This is a genomic window from Lentibacillus halophilus (assembly GCF_039522485.1).
Classification (GTDB): domain Bacteria; phylum Bacillota; class Bacilli; order Bacillales; family Amphibacillaceae; genus Lentibacillus; species Lentibacillus halophilus.
This window is the reverse complement of record NZ_BAAADM010000054.1, coordinates 471,161-491,348: the sequence shown is the minus strand read 5'-3', so window position 1 is coordinate 491,348 and position 20,188 is coordinate 471,161. Positions and strand designations below refer to the sequence as shown.

At 44.6% G+C, this 20,188-nt stretch carries 19 protein-coding genes; 17 read left to right on the top strand and 2 right to left on the bottom strand.

The features are described from left to right. Positions 1–100 precede the first annotated feature (100 nt). Together proB and ABDZ72_RS12220 are read left to right on the top strand one after the other, a co-directional pair. Positions 101–1,225 (top strand): glutamate 5-kinase, encoded by a 1,125-nt coding sequence (gene proB / locus ABDZ72_RS12225; protein ID WP_343753481.1) that lies wholly within the window; start codon positions 101–103, stop codon positions 1,223–1,225. Then, a complete protein-coding gene (locus ABDZ72_RS12220) occupies positions 1,222–2,469 on the top strand; it encodes a glutamate-5-semialdehyde dehydrogenase (RefSeq protein ID WP_343753479.1) in 1,248 nt (415 codons plus the stop codon). Before proB ends, ABDZ72_RS12220 begins: the two co-directional genes overlap by 4 nt. 360 nt (positions 2,470–2,829) lie before the next feature. Here ABDZ72_RS12220 and ABDZ72_RS12215 read toward each other — a convergent pair whose 3' ends face one another. After that, positions 2,830–3,099: a hypothetical protein gene (locus ABDZ72_RS12215; protein ID WP_343753477.1), complete on the bottom strand. Its 270-nt coding sequence runs from the start codon at positions 3,097–3,099 to the stop codon at positions 2,830–2,832. A 433-nt stretch (positions 3,100–3,532) separates the two neighbouring features. Here ABDZ72_RS12215 and remA point away from each other — a divergent pair, with 433 nt between their 5' ends. The 12 genes from remA (at position 3,533) to spoVM (ending at position 15,302) form a co-directional block, all read left to right on the top strand. Continuing rightward, positions 3,533–3,799 (top strand): extracellular matrix/biofilm regulator RemA, encoded by a 267-nt coding sequence (gene remA, locus ABDZ72_RS12210; protein WP_343753475.1) that lies wholly within the window; start codon positions 3,533–3,535, stop codon positions 3,797–3,799. Positions 3,800–3,810: 11 nt separating this feature from the next. Further along, entirely contained in the window at positions 3,811–4,437 is a 627-nt protein-coding gene (gmk, locus tag ABDZ72_RS12205; protein WP_343753755.1) for a guanylate kinase, read from the top strand. Continuing rightward, entirely contained in the window at positions 4,427–4,627 is a 201-nt protein-coding gene (rpoZ, locus tag ABDZ72_RS12200; RefSeq protein WP_343753473.1) for a DNA-directed RNA polymerase subunit omega, read from the top strand. The genes gmk and rpoZ overlap by 11 nt, the downstream gene beginning before the upstream one ends. Positions 4,628–4,711: 84 nt before the next feature. After that, positions 4,712–5,926: a bifunctional phosphopantothenoylcysteine decarboxylase/phosphopantothenate--cysteine ligase CoaBC gene (coaBC, locus tag ABDZ72_RS12195; RefSeq protein ID WP_343753471.1), complete on the top strand. Its 1,215-nt coding sequence runs from the start codon at positions 4,712–4,714 to the stop codon at positions 5,924–5,926. Then, positions 5,923–8,328: a primosomal protein N' gene (gene priA / locus ABDZ72_RS12190; RefSeq protein WP_343753469.1), complete on the top strand. Its 2,406-nt coding sequence runs from the start codon at positions 5,923–5,925 to the stop codon at positions 8,326–8,328. Before coaBC ends, priA begins: the two co-directional genes overlap by 4 nt. Positions 8,329–8,359: 31 nt before the next feature. After that, positions 8,360–9,298 carry a methionyl-tRNA formyltransferase gene (gene fmt / locus ABDZ72_RS12185; RefSeq protein WP_343753467.1) on the top strand — a complete coding sequence of 313 codons (939 nt, stop codon included), beginning with the start codon at positions 8,360–8,362 and terminating at the stop codon, positions 9,296–9,298. Next, positions 9,299–10,645, top strand: coding sequence for a 16S rRNA (cytosine(967)-C(5))-methyltransferase RsmB (gene rsmB, locus ABDZ72_RS12180; RefSeq protein WP_343753465.1), 1,347 nt, complete (start codon positions 9,299–9,301; stop codon positions 10,643–10,645). A gap of 49 nt (positions 10,646–10,694) precedes the next feature. Then, complete coding sequence (locus ABDZ72_RS12175) at positions 10,695–11,450, top strand: Stp1/IreP family PP2C-type Ser/Thr phosphatase (protein ID WP_343753463.1); 756 nt, start codon at positions 10,695–10,697, stop codon at positions 11,448–11,450. Beyond that, complete coding sequence (gene pknB, locus ABDZ72_RS12170) at positions 11,450–13,459, top strand: Stk1 family PASTA domain-containing Ser/Thr kinase (RefSeq protein ID WP_343753461.1); 2,010 nt, start codon at positions 11,450–11,452, stop codon at positions 13,457–13,459. The genes ABDZ72_RS12175 and pknB overlap by 1 nt, the downstream gene beginning before the upstream one ends. Beyond that, positions 13,460–14,344, top strand: coding sequence for a ribosome small subunit-dependent GTPase A (gene rsgA / locus ABDZ72_RS12165; protein WP_343753459.1), 885 nt, complete (start codon positions 13,460–13,462; stop codon positions 14,342–14,344). A 1-nt stretch (position 14,345) separates the two neighbouring features. Continuing rightward, entirely contained in the window at positions 14,346–15,002 is a 657-nt protein-coding gene (gene rpe / locus ABDZ72_RS12160; RefSeq protein WP_343753457.1) for a ribulose-phosphate 3-epimerase, read from the top strand. Between the two features lie 216 nt (positions 15,003–15,218). Further along, entirely contained in the window at positions 15,219–15,302 is an 84-nt protein-coding gene (gene spoVM, locus ABDZ72_RS14455) for a stage V sporulation protein SpoVM (RefSeq protein WP_425542386.1), read from the top strand. A 210-nt stretch (positions 15,303–15,512) separates the two neighbouring features. On the opposite strand, the gene rpmB is transcribed toward spoVM, so the two are convergent. After that, positions 15,513–15,701: a 50S ribosomal protein L28 gene (gene rpmB, locus ABDZ72_RS12155; RefSeq protein WP_343753455.1), complete on the bottom strand. Its 189-nt coding sequence runs from the start codon at positions 15,699–15,701 to the stop codon at positions 15,513–15,515. Between the two features lie 238 nt (positions 15,702–15,939). On the opposite strand from rpmB, the gene ABDZ72_RS12150 reads away from it, so the two are divergent. The 3 genes from ABDZ72_RS12150 (at position 15,940) to recG (ending at position 20,127) form a co-directional block, all read left to right on the top strand. Then, on the top strand, positions 15,940–16,302 hold the full coding sequence (locus ABDZ72_RS12150) for an Asp23/Gls24 family envelope stress response protein (RefSeq protein ID WP_343753453.1): 363 nt from the start codon (positions 15,940–15,942) through the stop codon (positions 16,300–16,302). An 84-nt stretch (positions 16,303–16,386) separates the two neighbouring features. Next, complete coding sequence (locus tag ABDZ72_RS12145; RefSeq protein ID WP_343753451.1) at positions 16,387–18,051, top strand: DAK2 domain-containing protein; 1,665 nt, start codon at positions 16,387–16,389, stop codon at positions 18,049–18,051. Positions 18,052–18,093: 42 nt separating this feature from the next. Continuing rightward, complete coding sequence (gene recG / locus ABDZ72_RS12140) at positions 18,094–20,127, top strand: ATP-dependent DNA helicase RecG (RefSeq protein WP_343753449.1); 2,034 nt, start codon at positions 18,094–18,096, stop codon at positions 20,125–20,127. The last annotated feature ends 61 nt before the right edge of the window (positions 20,128–20,188 follow it).

The following is a 20,188-nucleotide window of genomic DNA, read 5'->3' as shown; positions in this document are numbered from 1 at the left end:
TACCGATGATAGACGGTTTTTTAAGTAAAACGTCTGAATCGGCTAAAGGACAAGGGAAATGTCTGGTGTTTCTAAGTTTGTGGAGGAGAGGTATGATTCTATGGCAAAAAAACGAATTGTAGTTAAGATCGGCAGCAGTTTGTTGACGAATAAAAACGGAGGGCTCAACGAAAGCAAACTGAATGAACACGCAGAGGCATTGGCCCATCTAAAAAAACAAGGTTATGAAGTGATTCTGATTTCTTCGGGAGCTGTTGCAGCCGGCTTTAGCGAACTTGGTTATCCGTCCCGTCCTGTTACATTGGCAGGCAAACAAGCGACTGCGGCGGTGGGCCAAGGATTATTGGTGCAGGCTTACACTGACGCTTTAAAAGATCATGGAATCATTGCCTCGCAATTGTTGTTAACACGAATTGCCTTTGTTAATCAAACACAATACGGTAACGTTTACAGTACGCTGACAGAGCTTTTAAAGCGGTCGGTTTTGCCAATTATAAATGAAAATGACTCGGTTGCAGTTGATGAATTGACGTTCGGGGACAATGATATGCTATCCGCGTTGGTCAGTGGTCTTGTCCATGCGGATTTTTTGATCATGTTGACGGATATTAATGGACTGTATGAGAGCAATCCGCGGACAAACCATACAGCCAAACGGTACGATTTTTTGCCTGCTGTTACAGAGGACCTTTTTAATCAAACCAAAAATAATTCAGGTTCCAAGGTTGGAACAGGCGGTATGACATCGAAATTGTCAGCTGCACAAACGGCCCTGTCACTTGGTGTTCCTTCATTTGTCGGAACTGGTACCGGACAGGAAAAACTGATGCATATTTTGAATGGGGAAGGCGATGGCACCTATATCGGTGACAGCAAGACTCACAATTTAAAAAAACCGCAGCAATGGATTGCTTTTCACTCACCTGTTTCCGGAAAAATTGAAATTGATGAAGGGGCAGAATGGGCGATTATCTCGAACGGAAAAAGTTTGTTACCGGCGGGAATCAAAGCATTTGAAGGCGAGTTCGATATAGGGGATGTGGTCGAAATCATAAACGCCAACAAAACGGTCATAGGAAGAGGCCAAATGAATTATTCATCCTCAGATATAAATACGATCAAAGGGCTCTCGAGCGTGGAAGCCATGGTAAAAACGGAACGAGACCGTCCGGAAGCGATTCATCGCGATCGATTAGTACTATCTTTAAAGGAGGAGATGTTATGAGCGAATTAATAGCAAAAGCCAAACAAGCAAAGGCGTCTGCTCAGGAACTTGGTATTAAAACCACCGATCAAAAGAACGCAGCATTGCATTTGATGGCCGAACAACTCATAAGTGAAAAGAATTTTATTATCAACGAAAATGAAAAGGACATCACAGGCTCTAAACAAAACGGTTTTCATGAAGCCTTGATCGACCGACTTGTGTTAAATGACCAACGGATTAATGATATGGCGGATGCGCTCAAACAACAGGCTGACCTGAGCGATCCCGTCGGTGACGTATTAGAATCGTGGGACCGCCCTAATGGCATTAATATCGAAAAGATCAGGGTTCCCCTGGGTGTCGTTGGAATCATATATGAAGCAAGACCGAACGTGACGGTGGACGCGGCAAGTCTTTGTTTGAAAACAGGAAATGCGGTCTTCCTACGAGGCAGTTCCTCAGCCCTTTATTCCAATAAGGCGCTTGTAGACGTTATTCACCGTGCACTTGAGAAATCGGATATTCCTGAGGATGCCGTGCAGCTGCTTGAAGATAATAGCAGGGAAACAGCTGCTGAGATGTTTAAGCTGAATGATTATCTTGACGTTTTGATTCCACGTGGTGGGCAAAGCCTCATTCAAACCGTCGTTGAACAGTCATCAGTTCCGGTGTTGGAAACGGGTTCGGGAAATTGTCACATCTTTATCGATGAATCAGCCAATCCACAAATGGCGATCGATATAACCGTCAACGCCAAAACACAACGCCCTTCCGTATGTAACGCAGCAGAAACGGTGATTGTCCATGAAGGGTGGGCGAAAAAGCATTTACATGAGCTTGTTAATTCCCTCCAGGATCATCATGTTGAATTGCGAGCCGATGACAGAGCACAGGAGATGACCGGAAATCTTGTGCCGGCATCAGAACAAGACTGGGAAACCGAATACCTGGATAAAATCTTGGCCGTCAAAATTGTTACAAACGTTCAGGATGCTATCGCACACATCGCTCGTTATGGTACCAGCCATTCAGAGGCGATTGTGACAGAAACGGACGATCATGTGCTGGAATTTTTCAATAATGTGGATGCCGCAGCCCTTTATCACAACACATCAACGCGTTTTACAGACGGCTTTGAATTCGGATTTGGTGCTGAAATCGGTATTAGCACACAAAAATTGCATGCCCGTGGACCGATGGGGCTGCCCGCATTAACCTCAACGAAATATACAATCCGTAGTGAGGGACAAATCAAAGAATAATTTATTAGAAAATCTTGCATCAGTTAAGGCGGAATACGACTTGTGCTCGTTTAGCTTCTAACGGTCAGCATGTGAGGTGAGGAAAAAGAGGCTGGGACATTCTCACAGTCAAAAGCGATCCAGAAAGCTGACAAAAAGTCCGAGAGAAGGGTTCTCACGACCAAAAGCGAGTCGGAAAGCCATCAAAAAGTCCGAGAGAAGGGCTCTCAGGGCCAAAGCGAGCCGAAAAGCTGTCAAAAAGTCCGAGGGAAGGGCTCTCAGGGCCAAAGCGAGCCGAAAAGCTGTCAAAAAGTCCGAGAAAAGGGCTCTCAGGGCCAAAAGCGAACCGGAAAGCTGTCAAAAAGTCCGAGAGAAGGGCTCTCAGCGCCAAAAGCAATCCAGAAAGCTGTCAAAAAAGTCCGAGAGAAAGGCTCTCACGGCCGAAGCGAGCCGGAAAGCCATCAAAAAGTCCGAGAAAAGGGCTCTCACGACCGATATCGGGCCGGAGAGTGGCAGTTGTATCGTCAGACTATCGTCCAGAACACTTTTCAGATCCTGCAGGTCAAAATTATCCTCTTCCTGTTTGGTGCCAAAGAAATCCGTTGGCGGTTGTTTAGGATCGCCAACAATGACGTTTTTCCCTCGTCCCATAGCTTCGATTGTTCACTAGTCGGAAGTTGATGAAAGTTCTGTAGACGGCATATTTTCAATAAGCTGCCTTTGATTATTTTAACAATGTAATACGATGGTAGGCCGTATGCTTTAATAGGGCACGTACGGTTTGATGAAGGGTGTCCTTGAGAAAGGTTACCCTACTCTACGGTGTACAGGACGTGACGACCTCAGCCCAACATTCTAATTTGTCAACTTTTTGAACACATATTATAATGAATCATGCTTTTTATTAGTGTGGCCGAACGATAACCGCGTCCATTGGAGAGTAAATGCTTGTATTTGGGTCTTTAGTTTATTTATAATAGATTTATTAGGCGCTTAGCCCGGATAAAAAATAAACAGATAAAAATAATTTAATAAGACTTGCAATGATGACAGTAACGAGAGAGAATAATGAGGGGGAGTCGATTTGAGTTTACGGTTGATTAATATCGGATTTGGAAATGTTGTTTCGGCCAATCGGGTCGTTTCGATTATTTCGCCGGAATCCGCACCAATCAAGCGAATCATCACCGTTGCCCGTGACAATGATAAATTGGTGGATGCCACTTATGGCCGGCGCACACGTGGGGTTATTATTATGGACAGTGATCATGTTGTTTTGTCGGCCGTACAACCGGAAACGGTGGGCCAGCGCGTGATCAGTCACGAGGAAATGATCGATGACAGCAACTAGGAGGAACGCAGCTGATGGATGAAAATGGGATTTTGTTCGTATTGTCGGGGCCTTCCGGTGTCGGGAAAGGAACCGTAAGAAAAGAGCTTTTTGAGCAGGAGGATGACCTTGCTTACTCCATCTCTATGACAACAAGGGAACGTCGTGCAGGGGAACAGGATGGTGTTGATTATTTTTACAAAACCAATCAGCAGTTTGAACAGCTTATTGCCGATAACGAACTTTTAGAGTACGCACGGTTTGTCAATAATTATTACGGAACACCAAGGAGATACGTCGAGAATACCCTTGCAGCAGGACAAGACGTTTTTTTAGAGATTGAAGTGCAAGGAGCTATGCAAGTAAAAGACAATTTTCCGGAAGGTGTCTTCATTTTTTTATTCCCACCAAGTCTTGACGAATTGAAAAGCCGTATCACCAGCAGGGGGACAGAATCCCAGGATGCCGTTTTGAAACGGTTGCAGGAAGCTCGCAGTGAAATTGATATGATGGACGCCTATGATTACGTTGTTGTAAATGATGACGTGCAGAAGGCGGTTATGAAAATTCAGTCCATTATTCAAAGTGAGCACTGCAGGCGCGATCGCATTGCGAAACAATATAAACGTTTATTGGAGGAAGTTAATTATGATGCTTGAACCGTCCATTGATGACTTACAGAAAACCATCAAATCAAAATACACACTGGTTACCATTGCTGCCAAACGGGCACATGAACTTCAGCATACGAATAACGTCCTTGTTGATTCGAAATCCAATAAGTATGTAGGGCAAGCATTGGATGAAATACACGCAGGAAAACTATTTGTAAAAGACGATAGCAAGTAACGATATCATCCCTCGCTTCTTTCTTGTTTGCGGGGGTTTTACATTTGGGCATCCTGTCAGTTGCCATACGAGAGGGGGATGATGATGATCGCGAACAAACGTATTCTGTTAGGCGTGTCTGGGGGTATTGCGGCGTATAAAGCCTGTGCATTGACGAGCAGGCTGAGTCAACGTGGTGCCGATGTGACAGTGATCATGACGGATCATGCTCAGGAATTTGTATCTCCGCTAACTTTTCAGGCACTGTCGAGAAATCCTGTTTATACCGACACATTTGATGAAAAAGATCCAACCAAAATTGCTCATATCGATCTGGCCGATTGGGCTGATATTACCCTTATCGCACCAGCCACTGCGAATATTATCGGCAAACTCGCTAATGGCATCGGTGATGATATGCTTTCCACCATTTTGCTTGCCACCCGGTCACAGGTTTACATAGCACCAGCGATGAATGTCCATATGTATGCACACCCGGCTGTTATGAAAAATATGAAACAGCTTGATTCATGGGGGTATCATTTCATAGAACCCGGCGATGGCTATCTCGCTTGTGGATACGTTGGCAAAGGGCGTTTGGAAGACCCCGAAAGCATTATGGCAGCGATAGAAGACCATCAGAAGCAAAAAATGATGCTAAAAGGAAAAAACATATTGATTTCTGCCGGTCCTACGAGGGAAAGCGTTGACCCAGTGCGCTTTTTTACCAACCGGTCAACCGGAAAAATGGGGTTTGCACTCGCTGAGGCGGCAAGCTACATGGGTGCGGAGGTGACACTGGTAACAGGTCCGGTAAACCTTTCATTATCAGACTCCAGGATAAATAGAGTAGATGTGGTTACCGCCCGTGAGATGGAAGAGGCGATGATTGCCCATTTTCCATCGAATGATATTACCATAAAAGCTGCAGCAGTCGCCGACTACCGCCCTGAACATCGTTATGACGAAAAAATGAAAAAGCATGATGGCCATTGGCATGTCCAAATGGAGCGAACCAATGATATTTTGCAGACGCTTGCTGAACAAAAGACAGACGATCAATTTTTAGTTGGTTTTGCCGCTGAGACGGAAAAACCGATTGACTATGGGATTCGTAAACTGCAGAAAAAAGGACTGGATGCGATTGTCATCAATGATGTAGGTGCGGAAGGAGCGGGTTTTGAAGGGAATACAAATATGGTAAGCTATGTGAATCGTCAACAGGATGTCGAAAATATGTCGCTGGCGTCCAAACGGGATATTGCTGTTCGCATTCTTGAATTGATTATACGTGATAAGGAAGACAGGCAAAGGGAATGATAGCTAACGTTATTGTTGATGTTCCTGCCAGTTCGATTAACCAATCGTTCGATTATCACATTCCAGAGCATTTCCAGGGTGTTATACAGCCGGGCATGCGGGTGATTGTGCCATTCGGTTCACGAAACGTGATGGGTTTTGTAACAGGATTAGCGCATGAATCGTCCCATAATAAACTGAAAACGATTGCCGAGGTTCTTGATTTAACACCGGTTTTGACGGATGAATTGCTCGAATTGGGAATGTGGCTGGCAGAAGATACACTCAGTCTATATATTACAGCTTATCAGGCAATGCTTCCACAGGTGCTGAAAGCCAATTATAAAAAAGAACTGGAACGGCTGACGGACGCATCACTGCCGAATCAGCTGGAGTCCTTGTTTGCCGGACGGCTAGTCGTTCCATATGATGAACTCAACGATGCCGGTATTGGTTACCATCACGTACAAAAGGCGATTCGGCAAGGGGATATCACAGTGCATTACCTTGTCAAATCACGGGTGACCAAAAAACGTATCACATATATCAAACCATCCCGTGATGTTCACTTACTTGAAGAAGCATACAATGACCTTTCCAATCGAGCTAAAAAGCAAAAAGAACTACTGGCTTATTTTATACAGCAGCCGGAAGAAATCAAGCTGAATTCACTCCTTAAAAAGCTCGGCACAACACGGTCCACAGTCAACACTCTGCTGGAAAAACAACTTCTGGAAACATCGCAGCAGGAGATATACCGCAACCCTTATGATAATCAGGTATTTGAACGAACGGAAGCACTGAAGCTGACCGACGAGCAAGAAAAGACTATGGATCCGATAAAGCAGGATATAAAAGAAGAACGGCATGACGTTTTTCTTATCCATGGTGTGACCGGAAGCGGAAAAACTGAAATCTACCTGCAAGCCATTCAGGATGTTATCGCTAAAGGGGAAGAAGCGATTGTGCTGGTTCCGGAAATATCACTGACGCCTCAGATGGTCAAACGATTCAAAGGCCGATTCGGCTCTAGTGTGGCCGTGATGCATAGTGCTTTGTCAAACGGCGAAAAATACGATGAATGGCGCCGGATTCAACAAAAAGACGTTCAAGTGGTGGTTGGGGCCCGTTCAGCGGTTTTCGCTCCTTTTGAAAACTTGGGGGTACTTATTATTGATGAAGAGCATGAAAACAGCTACAAGCAGGAAGACCAGCCGCGCTATCATGCCAGAGACGTCGCTATACGGCGGGGACGTCATCATCAATGTCCGGTTATTCTCGGAAGTGCAACACCGGCTTTGGAATCCTATGCCAGGGCTCAAAAAGGGGTCTATCAACTGGCCACCTTATCCAAACGCACCAACAATAAAGCGATGCCGCAGATGGAACTCGTTGATATGCGCCATGAGTTGCATGCCGGTAACCGGTCGATGTTTTCCCGCAGTTTAAAAAACAAAGTCGAACAATGCATCAGCCGCGGCGAACAAGCAGTCCTGCTTCTGAACCGGCGCGGATATTCAACGTTTGTCATGTGCCGGGAATGCGGGCATGTAAAAGAATGTCCGCACTGTGATATCGCATTAACATTTCATAAAAATAGCAATCAACTAAAATGTCACTACTGCTCGTATGAAGAGCCGATGCCGACGTATTGCCCGTCCTGCAACAGTGAGTTGATTCGCTTTTTTGGAACAGGTACCCAACGAATGGAAGAAGCTTTGGTTCAATTAATTCCCCAAGCGCGTATATTACGAATGGACGTGGATACAACGAGGCGCAAGGGAGCGCATGAACGACTATTGAACCAATTTGCCAATAAAGAAGCGGATATTTTGCTTGGAACCCAAATGATCGCAAAAGGTCTTGACTTTGAAAATGTGACGCTTGTCGGTGTTCTCACTGCGGATTCTATGTTGCATCTTCCTGATTTTCGTTCAGCAGAAAAAACATTTCAGCTTTTAACGCAAGTGAGTGGCCGTGCCGGGAGACATGAACTGCCGGGCGAGGTGATTGTCCAGACGTATACGCCGGAACACTATAGCATTGAACTGGCCAGCCAATATGATTATGTGCGGTTTTATCAGAATGAAATGCGTGTGCGGAAAACATTCCAGTATCCGCCGTTTGTTTTTCTTGCTTTAATAACCGTATCTGATGAGAATCATGCTGCTGCTGCACGAGCCGCGCAACAGATAGCAAAAGGTTTGTGGCAATCTGTGCAGACCGAAACGGTTGTTTTAGGACCGACGCCATCGCCCATACCAAGAATGAAAGATAGATACCGCTACCAATGCATGATAAAATATAAAAACGAGCCAAATCTGCGGTCATCGATCCACCGGTTAATTGCCCAGTTTGATGATCAGATGCGAAAAAGTAACCTGCAAATCACCGTTGATATGCAGCCATACCAGCTTATTTAACGCAGCAAGCCAGGAGAAAGGAGCCAGCTGAATGAAACGAATGGTATTTATGGGGACACCAGAATTTGCCGTTCCTATCCTGCAGTCACTAATTGAATCCGGACAGGAAATAGCGCTTGTCGTAACACAACCGGATAGACCCAAAGGCCGAAAAAAGGTCATGACACCCCCACCTGTGAAAACGGAGGCGGAAAAACATGGGGTGCCGGTGATGCAACCGGAACATGTAAAAAATGATGCCGTCCGAATACTCGCTTATGAACCGGATCTGATTATAACCGCAGCGTATGGTCAGATTTTGCCTAGTGAACTTTTGACAACACCGCCGTTGGGCTGCATTAACGTGCATGCATCCCTGCTTCCGGAGTTGCGTGGCGGTGCACCCATTCATTATGCCATTCTACAGGGCAAAACAAAAACAGGCATTTCGATTATGTATATGGCGGAAAAATTGGATGCAGGCGATGTTATTGCCCAGCGGGAAGTCCCCATTACAGAAGATGAGCATGTTGGACATTTACATGATAAACTGGCCGAAGCTGGGGCAGATCTGCTGGTTGATACATTGCCTTCGATTGTAGACGGCAATATAACACCGGAAAAGCAGAATGACCATCTGGCTACATTTGCCCCTAACTTGAAACGGGAGCAGGAAAAAATAGATTGGCAGCAGCCCCGGGATATGGTTTATAATCACATTAGAGGACTTCACCCATGGCCGGGCGCATTTACAACATATGAAGGAAATGTTATGAAAATTTGGTGGGGAGAAAAAGATACGACTACATATGCAGGCTCCCCTGGTGAAATGGTTCATGTGGATCAGGAAGGTGCCGTTGTCGTCTGCGGTGATCACAAAGGAATCCGTGTTACAAACATACAGCCTGCGGGGAAAAAGAGTATGACTGTCGGACAATATGTGCAAGGATCTCGGGACAGACTGAAAATAGGAACAGTGATGGGTGATTAGATGCGATCATTCGAAATGAGGGCGGCCATTGTTGACTTGCTCGTACGCATCGAACAGGATAGTGGGTATAGCCATCTTCTGATTGACCATGAGATTAAATCCCGCCAACTTTCTACCAAAGACGGGGCGCTGTTGACAGAGATTGTTTATGGCGTTGTTCAGATGCGGATGACACTGGATTATTATCTCAATCCTTTTTTACAGACAACGAAAAAAATACAGCCTTGGGTGCGCAGTCTGCTGCGGATGTCGGTTTATCAGATGCAATGGTTGGACCGGGTTCCGGATCATGCTGTCATTCATGACGCAGTTGAAATCGCTAAGCATCGCGGACATAAAGGGATTCAATCCTTTATCAATGGTGTTCTCCGAAACATACAGCGTAAGGGTGTTCCGGACCCATCTGATATCGATGATGATATCCAGCGACTGTCCATCGAGACGAGCCATCCTGAATGGCTCGTCAAACGATGGATGAATATATACGGCTGGCAAATGACCATAGATATGTGCTATGCCAATAACCAGCCGAAACCGATGTCGGTCCGTGTCCAACCACTGAAAATTTCTCGGGAACAAGCCATGAACGAATTGAATGAACAAGGATTTGTCGTCCGTGCATCCAACTTCTCAGAACAAGGAATGATTATTGATGAAGGAAATGTTTTTACAACGAGGTTATTTGACGAAGGCTGTCTAACGATTCAGGATCAGAGTTCCATGCTTGTGACCGAAATGTTGAAGGCAAAACCCGGTATGGCAGTGCTTGATGCTTGCAGTGCACCAGGTGGAAAAGCGACCCATACAGCAGAAAAAATGCAAAACGAAGGGACTATTGCTGCTTACGATTTGCATGCCAAAAAAGCCAAACAAATCAAACAAAAAGCTGATCAGTTGAACTTGACCATTATTACTGCTGGACAGGGTGATGCCCGTAAGCTGCAGTCAAATCATAAACCGGAGAGCTTTGATCGTATTCTAGTCGATGCTCCATGTACAGGCTTTGGCGTTATTCGAGGGAAGCCTGATATTAAATATAACAAGCAGGAAGAGGATATCGGCCAGTTAGCCCGCATACAGATCGACATATTGGAACAAACAGCACCGTTGCTTAAAAAAGGCGGGTTGTTAATATATAGTACATGTACCGTGGATCGTACAGAAAATGAGCATGTCGTCAACACGTTTTTACAGCGGCATTCGGAATATAAGGTGGATGAAACTTTCGTAGAAGATTTGCCGTCACCGGTGCGGGAATCACCAGGTCAATCAGCAACAGGGTTGCAACTGTTTCCGCAAACATTTTCGACGGATGGATTTTTTCTTACAAGAATCTTGCGAGTGTAACAGCTCTGCTTGCTTTGGAGAAAGCAACGTGTGTGCGAGGGGTGAAAGAATGAAAGGTGTATTTAAGACAGACCAGGGACAAGTCCGGAACCATAATGAGGATTGCGGCGGCTTGTTTTATAATCAAAAAGGCGAATTGCTGGCTATTATAGCTGACGGTATGGGTGGTCATCAAGCCGGAGATGTAGCTAGTCAGATGGCAACAGCCTTTGTCCGGAAACAATGGGAACAAACAGGTGATTTTTCGTCTTCTGAAGCCATTGAGAACTGGCTGTATGAAACGGCGTCCGATGTAAATGAAGCTTTATTGGAGCATGCCCGGGAAAATGAAGATTGTGCCGGTATGGGAACAACGGCTGTTATGGCCGTTTGTTCGGACATTTATGCCGTCATTTCACATATCGGTGACAGCCGTTTGTATGTATGGAATGAACATGGTTTGTCACAGGTAACGGAGGATCATTCGTTAGTTAATGAACTGGTTCGATCCGGGCAAATCAGCAAAGACGATGCCGAATATCATCCCCGTAAAAACGTTCTTTTAAAAGCATTGGGTACAGAAGAATATGCCACAGCTGAAACGCAAACCATCGTATGGCGTACAGGGGATAAACTCTTACTCTGTTCCGACGGGTTGACCAATAAATTACACGATAACGAAATTCATTCCTATTTACAAAACGATCAATCGATTGATGTAACGGCGGAAGAACTAATCAACCTGGCAAATGAACGCGGTGGAGAGGACAATATATCACTTATTATCGTACAGCATGATGTCTCCGGAAAAGCAGGTGGTTCGTAATGTTTCAAGGTTATCTGCTGAATGAGCGGTACAAAATAAAGGGGACAATCGGCGGTGGTGGCATGGCCAATGTCTATCTCGCCAGGGACATCATTCTGGACCGCGACGTGGCGATTAAAATGCTGCGTCTTGATTATGCTGATGACGAGGAGTTTATTTCCCGGTTCGACCGCGAGGCACAATCGGCAACAAGTTTATCCCACCCAAATATTGTCAGTATATATGATGTCGGTGAAGATGATCAGATTTTGTTCATGGTGATGGAGTATGTGGACGGAATGACACTGAAAGAATATATTCAGCATTACGCACCACTCGATGTTCAAGAGGCGCTTGATATCATGCAACAAGTCGCCGATGCCATTGCCCACGCTCATGCCAACGAAATTATTCATCGTGATATTAAACCGCAAAATATAATGATAAACAATGACGGACAAGTGAAAGTGACAGACTTTGGAATTGCTGTTGCTTTGAGTGCCACGTCACTGACTCAAACAAACTCCATTCTCGGGTCGGTGCACTATTTATCACCGGAACAGGCACGCGGTGGTATGGCTACCAAAAAGTCCGATATCTATTCATTGGGAATTGTTCTTTTTGAGCTATTGACAGGTCGATTGCCATTTTCCGGCCAGACAGCAGTATCCATCGCCTTGAAACATTTGCAGCACGATACACCATCTATCAAACGCTTCAACCCCGGTGTTTCACAAAGCGTGGAGAACATTGTCCTGAAAGCAACGACGAAAGACCCTTTTCACCGCTATGATTCCGTGTATGACATGGAAGAAGGACTAGTTACAGCACTTGATCCGGAAAAACGCGACGAAGAAAAATATGTTCCCCCTGAAGAAGCCGGGGAAGAAACAAAAGCTATTCCGATTATTACGGATAATCATGTCCAACAAAACATTCATGATGAAACTATTACCCATACCTACAAAGAAGATACTAAGGAACACGACAATAATCCCGCCGTCGATGAACCATCGGCCAAAACAGAGAAACCAAGACAGAAGAAGACATGGCTGATCCCGCTTGGTTTATTATTAGTTCTTTTAGGTGTAGGTGCAGCCATTTTCTTTGTCTTTCCGGGCTTGTTTGGTCCAAAAGATGTTGTTATCCCTGATGTCACAGCCATGCCTTATGAGGATGCTGTGACGGATTTACGGGAGGCCAACTTGAACACCGAACGTGACATGATGTACTCTTCCGATATGGAGGAAGGGCTTGTCATCCGTACCGACCCCGCATCCGAAAGTAAAGTAAAAGAAGACGATACGGTGACGCTTATTGTCAGCCAAGGAAAAGAGAAAGTTGCTTTTAAGGATTATACTGGGGACGATTATAATCAGACCAAGCAGCTTCTTGAAACCCAGGGGTATAACGTTACTTCGAAAGAATCTCATTCCAATGACATTGACGAAGGCAACATCATTTCTCATATTCGTCCAACACCGGGAAAGGATGTTATACCAAGTGAAACAGATGTTACATTTAAAGTCAGCATCGGCCCGGATTCAATTGATTTACGCAACTTTAAAGGAATGACGGAGGAAAAGGCCATTCAAACTATGAAAAAGCAAGGACTGTCCTCCAGTATTAAAGAAGAACATTCTGAAACGACACCAGAGGGCGAAGTGATTCGACAGGAGCCGGAAACAGGGACAGAAATGAGTCAGGGTGATACGGTAACCGTTTATATTTCAAAAGGACCTGAGAAAAAACCGCCGATCAACCATCAAGAACAATTTGAGGTCCCCTATAATCCAGGTGACAAAAATAATGGCAACGACAAGCAACCCGAGCAAAAAGTGAAAATTTATATTGATGACAAAAACCGATCGATTTCCGAGGTTTATGATACGCACACCATCACCAAAGACAAGACATTCACGATTACATTGACAATTATGCCGGACAGTATTGCTGAATACAAAGTCATTCGTGATGACAAAGTGATTATGAATAAATCCATCCGATACGAAGATGCAGAAGGTGAATAAATGACGGAAGGAAGAATTATAAAAGCAGTAAGCGGTTTTTACGATGTGAAGCATGAAGACGAAATATACCGATGCAGAGGCAGAGGTCTCTTTCGCAAAAAGAATATCACTCCCTTGGTCGGTGATTTTGTGGAATTCGACAAAAGTACGCAAGGGGAAGGCTTTATTCTCTCAGTCAAACCAAGAAAAAATGCACTGACCCGTCCATCGGTAGCAAATATTGATCAAGCAATCATTGTGACGTCTGCTGTTCAGCCTGATTTCAATCCACTGCTTTTGGACCGGTTTTTAGTATTGATTGAATCAAAAGATATTCATCCGGTTATTTTTATGACGAAACAAGATTTGTTGTCTGAACAAGACCATGAGAAATGGCTGAACCGCCAGTACATGTACGAGGCCATCGGGTACCCTGTGGAACGTGTCTCCGCTGCCCATGGCAAAGACAGCATTCAACGTCTTGAAAAATATTTCAAGGATCGGGTATCGGTTATTTCCGGACAGTCCGGTGTTGGCAAGTCGTCACTGCTCAATGTCCTGAATCCATCCTTGGACCTTCAGACGAACGCGATATCAACCAGTCTTGGACGGGGAAAACATACGACAAGGCATGTGGCACTCGTTGAAGCTGGCGGAGGCCTTGTTGCCGACACGCCAGGCTTTAGCGCACTCGATTTGAGCGGGATTGATGCCGGAGATTTAGGCGACTGCTTTCCGGAAATAAGAGAACATCTTATCGGATGTAAATTCCGCAGCTGTTATCACTACAAAGAACCGGGGTGTGCGGTGAAACAGGCGGTGGAAAATGGGGAGATAACCGAACAGAGGTATGCGCATTATATCCGATTTTTGGATGAAATTAACTCAAGAAAGCCGAGGTATTAGTATGACAAAATTGGCACCATCGATTCTCTCCGCCGATTTTTCTCAATTGGCCAGAGAAATCGACGATGTGGAAAAGGCGGGGGCGGATTATATTCACGTTGATGTGATGGACGGACACTTTGTTCCCAATATCACTATCGGCCCTTTGATTGCAGAATCCATCAAGCCGCATACTCAATTGCCGTTGGATGTTCATTTAATGATTGAAAATCCTGATCAATACATTCCAGCGTTTGTCGATGCAGGCGCTTCGATTATCACGGTGCATCAGGAAACAACGCCGCATTTGCACCGGACGATACAGCTAATTAAGCATCATGAGGTGAAAGCGGGTGTTGTTATTAATCCGGCTACGCCCGCCGAAATGATCAGGGATATTTTACATGATGTCGATCTTGTTCTCATCATGACCGTTAATCCGGGATTCGGAGGGCAATCATTTATCCCTCGCACCATTGAGAAATTGGAACAAATTGCCCGGTGGCGAAACGCTTACGGGCTGTCCTTTGAAATTGAAGTCGATGGCGGCATTAATACAGAAACAGCGAAGTCTTGCACAGAAGCCGGTGCCGATGTGCTGGTTGCAGGCAGCGCGATTTTTAAACATGACGATCGCCGCAAAGCCATGGAAGCCATCCGCCGATCAGCTCAAGTATAAACTATTTGCATGCCCTATGCAGGAAAACGGACATGGTCATGAATGGCGTATCAACTGTCGCTTTTGAATACCAATCCCTGTATTTTCAACAAGCTTATTTTAAAATATAGTACTTTTTCGCTTGATAAAGACATACGATTGATAATAAAGAAGAATGGCGGATAGTCCAAAGACGATGGTATAAGCTTGTTTCTGTACAGAGGAGGCGGAGAACTCATGAAATTTTATACGATTAAACTCCCACGATTCATCGGCGGCATGGTACGTGTTGTTGCCGGAGCTTTCAAGAAGGGCAAGTAACGCTGTATAGCTTTTGCCACGATGCTGGCAGAAGCTTATTTTCTGTTTGCACGTTGTCCCGATTGGTTCTGACTAATTAAAGGAGCCCCGTTGATTGGCGTCTTATTTTACAATGGGGCAAAGGGCCCAATCCAAAAAAAGCACCCGACTGTACGGATGCTTTTTCACGGTCGGTCAATCAAGAAATATCACGATTGACCTCTCATTGTATTAAACGCGCTGTACTTTGCCTGATTTCAGAGCACGGGTAGAAACCTTAACGCGTTGTGGTTTGCCGTCCACCATTATGCGAACTTTTTGCACATTGGCTTTATAGTTACGTTTTGTAGCGTTCATAGCATGAGAACGATTATTACCGGTGCGAGTTTTGCGTCCGGTAACAACACATTTTCTAGACATGACATTCCCTCCTGTTCCACACTTATATCTTATAATACTTATCTAATTTATCATAAGTCCCTTACTTATTGCAATTCGTACTAAAAAATTATAAAGAAAGAAAACTTGACAGTCAGCCTAAAATCGTTCATTGTGAAAAGGAAATCATTCCTTTAATGGTACGATAAGTTCGCCTCGAAAATGCGATCACAATAATGGAAAGTTAATAAACTGGTAGTTATCATAAAGGAGGATCATAATGTCCATAGAGCTGAATACGAATGATGGTCAAGTGACGATCACAGACGAAGTAATAACAACTATTGCCGGTGGTGCCGCCGTTGAATGCTATGGAATTGTCGGCATGGCATCCAAAAGTCAAATACGAGATGGGATTGCTGAAATTCTTAAAAAAGAAAATTTTTCCAAAGGCGTCATTGTGCGACAAATGAACAACCATCTTCATATCGATATGTACATCATCGTCAGCTATGGGACGAAAATCTCCGAAGTTGCGCACAATGTCCAGTCGCAGGTTAAGTATACCTTAAGCCAATCACTTGGACTGGAGGTCGACTCCGTTAATATTTATATCCAAGGTGTGCGTGTGTCCCGCGAGTAGATGACAGGATCAGGCTGGCTGCATGGCGCCCGGTAGTATGCAGCATTCGCCTATCCTCAGTCCACTTATGAAGGAGGAAAAACAGTGACATCCGAAACGTTAAATGGTGCCATGTTTACACAGATGATAATCTCAGGCGCGCATCATTTGAAACACAATGCCGAAAAAATAGATGCATTAAATGTTTTTCCGGTTCCGGATGGGGATACCGGTACAAACATGAACTTATCCATCACATCAGGGGTGGATGAAGTAAAAAAACATAACAATGACCATGTAACAGATGTTGCGAATGCTTTTTCAAAAGGGCTTTTGATGGGGGCACGAGGCAATTCCGGTGTCATTCTGTCGCAATTATTCCGCGGGTTTGCTAAAAGTGTTGACCAGCTTGAGACACTGTCAGCCAAAGATTTGGCCAATGCTCTGGACAGTGGTGTGACAACAGCATATAAAGCCGTCATGAAACCTGTCGAGGGCACTATTTTGACTGTGGCCAAGGATGCAGCGGAAACAGCTGTAGTTGAATCGGAAACCGAAACGGATATGATGGCGTTGATGGAAAAAATTGTACGGGAAGCGAAAGCCTCATTAAAACGTACGCCGGAGCTGTTACCCGTATTGAACGAAGCAGGTGTTGTTGACTCAGGTGGCCAAGGACTGGTAACGATATATGAAGGTTTTCTGTCAGCGCTGACAGGTAAGCAAGTGTCCGAGCAGGATACGGATACCATTGATATGGACGCCATGGTTAATGCCGAGCACCACAAGATGGCTCAAGACTTTAAACATTCGGCTGAGATTGAGTATGGTTATTGCACCGAGTTCATGATCCGATTGGATTCTGACCAGCTGCATGGCCATTCGTTTGATGAAGAAGCATTTCGCAAAACGTTGAGTGAGCACGGGGATTCCTTGCTGGTAGTATCGGATGAAAATTTGGTTAAAGTACATATTCATGCGGAATATCCTGGTGACGTGATGACACTGGGACAACGGTTTGGCAGTTTGATGAATATAAAAATCGACAACATGCGCGATCAACATACAGCTATTGTCAACGAAACTGAAAACCAAACAGTGCAGCAGGACAAATCGCCCAATGGCATTGTAACTGTTGCTATGGGGACAGGTATTAAACAACTGTTCGAAAGCCTTGGTGCAACGGTTGTTATTGAAGGCGGTCAAACGATGAATCCGAGCACACAGGATATAACGGAAGCCATACAGCAAGCGCATGCAAACAACGTGCTTATTTTACCGAACAATAAAAATATTATTATGGCTGCTGAACAGGCTGCTGAACTGGCAGATGACCATGCGACAGTTGTTCCAACAACAAGCATTCCACAAGGCATCAGTGCACTGCTCGCCTTTCATCCGGAAGCTGCGATGGATGATAACCGTTCAAACATGCAATCAGCAAGCAAAGATGTGAAAACTGGACAAGTTACATATGCTGTACGTGATACACAGATTGACGGTATGACGATTGAGAAAGATCACTTCATGGGTATAGCTGATGGAACGATTCAAGCATCTTTCGCGGACAAACTGGAAACAGCTCAGTCATTGCTGAGTAACATGGTGACAGAAGACGATGACATTCTGACCATTTTACAAGGTGAAGATACCAGTGATGAAGAGGTGGAATCCATCAAGACATTTATAGAAGATACTTATAGCCATATCGAAATAGACGTATATCAAGGCAACCAACCCATTTATTCGTTTATATTTTCGGTAGAGTAGCTAAGTGATAATCGACCATTGGTTTAGAAAGTGTGAGACAACATGCTGAACCAACCCGTGACAACCTTGAAAGGGATTGGAGAAAAACTGGCAGCAGACTTGGCGTCCATGGCTATACATACAGTGGACGATGTTTTGTTTTATTTTCCTTATCGGTATGACGTTTTTGAAATCAAACCATTGGATGAGCTCATCCATGACGATAAAGTAACGATAGAGGGGAGGATCATTCACGACCCTTCCCTTACTTTTTATGGAAAAAATAAATCACGCCTTTCATTTCCCGTTGATGTGGAGGACGTAGCGGTAAAAGCCGTTATGTTCAATCGTGGATTTGCCAAAAAACAGCTGAATGCCGGCGATATGGTTACATTGACAGGCAAGTGGGATGCACACCGTCTTCAAATAACCGTCAATCAGTATAAGAAAGGTCCGGCCGATCAGCAGACATCAATTCAACCCATCTATTCCATTAAAGGCAACGTGACCAGTCATACCATAAAAAAAACAGTCCGTAACGCTTTGCAGACATATAAAGATGACATTATTGAAATATTGCCTGATACATATCTCAGGTCCTATAAACTTCCCACAAGGGCACAAGCGACGGAAATCATGCATTTTCCTCAAAATCGGGTCCAATTAAAACACGCGAGACGGCGTTTTATTTATGAAGAATTTTTGTTATTTCAGCTGAAGATGCAGCTCCTGCGGAAATCGGTGAGAGAATCAACGGTTGGAAATGAACAGCTGTATGATACGGAACGTGTCCACAAATTCATTGAACAGTTTCCGTTTCAACTGACGGATGCGCAGAACCAGGCAATGGATCAGATTTTGAGGGATATGAGGTCGTCTTATCGCATGAACAGACTTCTGCAAGGAGATGTCGGCTCCGGTAAAACAGCAGTGGCATCCGCCTGTCTTTACGCTTCCATCACAGCCGGTAAACAAGGTGCTTTAATGGTGCCCACAGAGATATTGGCCGAGCAGCATGTTCAATCCCTTCAAAAAACCTTTGGTAACAAAGCCTCCATCGTTTTATTAACCGGATCAGTCAAAGGTAAAAAAAGAAAGGTGTTGCTTGACAAAGTGACGGATGGAGACATTGATATTGTCGTCGGAACCCATGCGCTTATTCAGGACGATGTTCATTTTCATGATCTCGGTTTCGCGATTGTTGATGAGCAGCACCGTTTTGGTGTCGAACAACGCCGTGTATTACGTGAAAAAGGCATGAATCCGGATGTCTTGTTTATGACGGCCACACCGATTCCACGAACACTGGCCATCACAGCGTTTGGGGATATGGATGTTTCAGTCATTAATGAAATGCCCTCAGGCCGAAAACCGATTGAAACGTACTGGGTAAAAGAAAACACATTGGACCGTCTATTGCGATTTATCGGCAAACGTGTGCAGCACGGTGAACAGACTTATGTCGTCTGTCCGCTTATTGAAGAATCAGATAAACTGGACATCCAGAATGCTGTCGACTTATACGATCATTTGGAGGCATTTTATCAGAATAGATTGACTGTCGGTCTTATGCACGGACGCCTTTCGCCAGAAGAAAAAGAACATGTTATGAAACAATTTGTTGATGGCGATATCCATGTTCTTGTTTCGACGACAGTGGTGGAAGTTGGTGTGGATGTTCCCAATGCGACGATTATGGTGATTTACGATGCGGAGCGTTTCGGCCTTTCCCAACTGCATCAGCTCAGGGGTCGGGTTGGTCGTGGAGAGCGGCCGGGCTATTGCATCCTGATTGCTGATCCGAAAAGTGAAACAGGGAAAGAGCGTATGCGCATTATGACAGAAACAAATAATGGTTTCGAGTTATCCGAGCAGGATTTGAAGTTGCGTGGACCAGGGGATTTCTTTGGCAAAAAACAAAGCGGTTTGCCGGAATTCAAAGTAGCTGATATGATTCATGATTACCGAGCACTCGAAACAGCAAGACATGATGCCGCGAGCATAATCGAACAGGATTTATTGCATCAGGATCCTTCTTATCAAACGTTAAATCATTATTTGGAAAGCAAAGATATTTTTTATGAAAAACTGGATTAAAGATGACTTGCAATACGGTGCCTCCGTATTATATATTACTATTAGTACCAAGTCATAGGAT

Coding starts and splice junctions, on each gene's coding strand:
- proB (WP_343753481.1), top strand. CDS start 101: ATGGCAAAAAAACGAATTGTAGTTAAGATCGGCAGCAGTTTGTTGACG.
- ABDZ72_RS12220 (WP_343753479.1), top strand. CDS start 1,222: ATGAGCGAATTAATAGCAAAAGCCAAACAAGCAAAGGCGTCTGCTCAG.
- ABDZ72_RS12215 (WP_343753477.1), bottom strand. CDS start 3,099: ATGGGACGAGGGAAAAACGTCATTGTTGGCGATCCTAAACAACCGCCA.
- rpoZ (WP_343753473.1), top strand. CDS start 4,427: ATGATGCTTGAACCGTCCATTGATGACTTACAGAAAACCATCAAATCA.
- coaBC (WP_343753471.1), top strand. CDS start 4,712: ATGATCGCGAACAAACGTATTCTGTTAGGCGTGTCTGGGGGTATTGCG.
- priA (WP_343753469.1), top strand. CDS start 5,923: ATGATAGCTAACGTTATTGTTGATGTTCCTGCCAGTTCGATTAACCAA.
- fmt (WP_343753467.1), top strand. CDS start 8,360: ATGAAACGAATGGTATTTATGGGGACACCAGAATTTGCCGTTCCTATC.
- rsmB (WP_343753465.1), top strand. CDS start 9,299: ATGCGATCATTCGAAATGAGGGCGGCCATTGTTGACTTGCTCGTACGC.
- ABDZ72_RS12175 (WP_343753463.1), top strand. CDS start 10,695: ATGAAAGGTGTATTTAAGACAGACCAGGGACAAGTCCGGAACCATAAT.
- pknB (WP_343753461.1), top strand. CDS start 11,450: ATGTTTCAAGGTTATCTGCTGAATGAGCGGTACAAAATAAAGGGGACA.
- rsgA (WP_343753459.1), top strand. CDS start 13,460: ATGACGGAAGGAAGAATTATAAAAGCAGTAAGCGGTTTTTACGATGTG.
- rpe (WP_343753457.1), top strand. CDS start 14,346: ATGACAAAATTGGCACCATCGATTCTCTCCGCCGATTTTTCTCAATTG.
- spoVM (WP_425542386.1), top strand. CDS start 15,219: ATGAAATTTTATACGATTAAACTCCCACGATTCATCGGCGGCATGGTA.
- rpmB (WP_343753455.1), bottom strand. CDS start 15,701: ATGTCTAGAAAATGTGTTGTTACCGGACGCAAAACTCGCACCGGTAAT.
- ABDZ72_RS12150 (WP_343753453.1), top strand. CDS start 15,940: ATGTCCATAGAGCTGAATACGAATGATGGTCAAGTGACGATCACAGAC.
- recG (WP_343753449.1), top strand. CDS start 18,094: ATGCTGAACCAACCCGTGACAACCTTGAAAGGGATTGGAGAAAAACTG.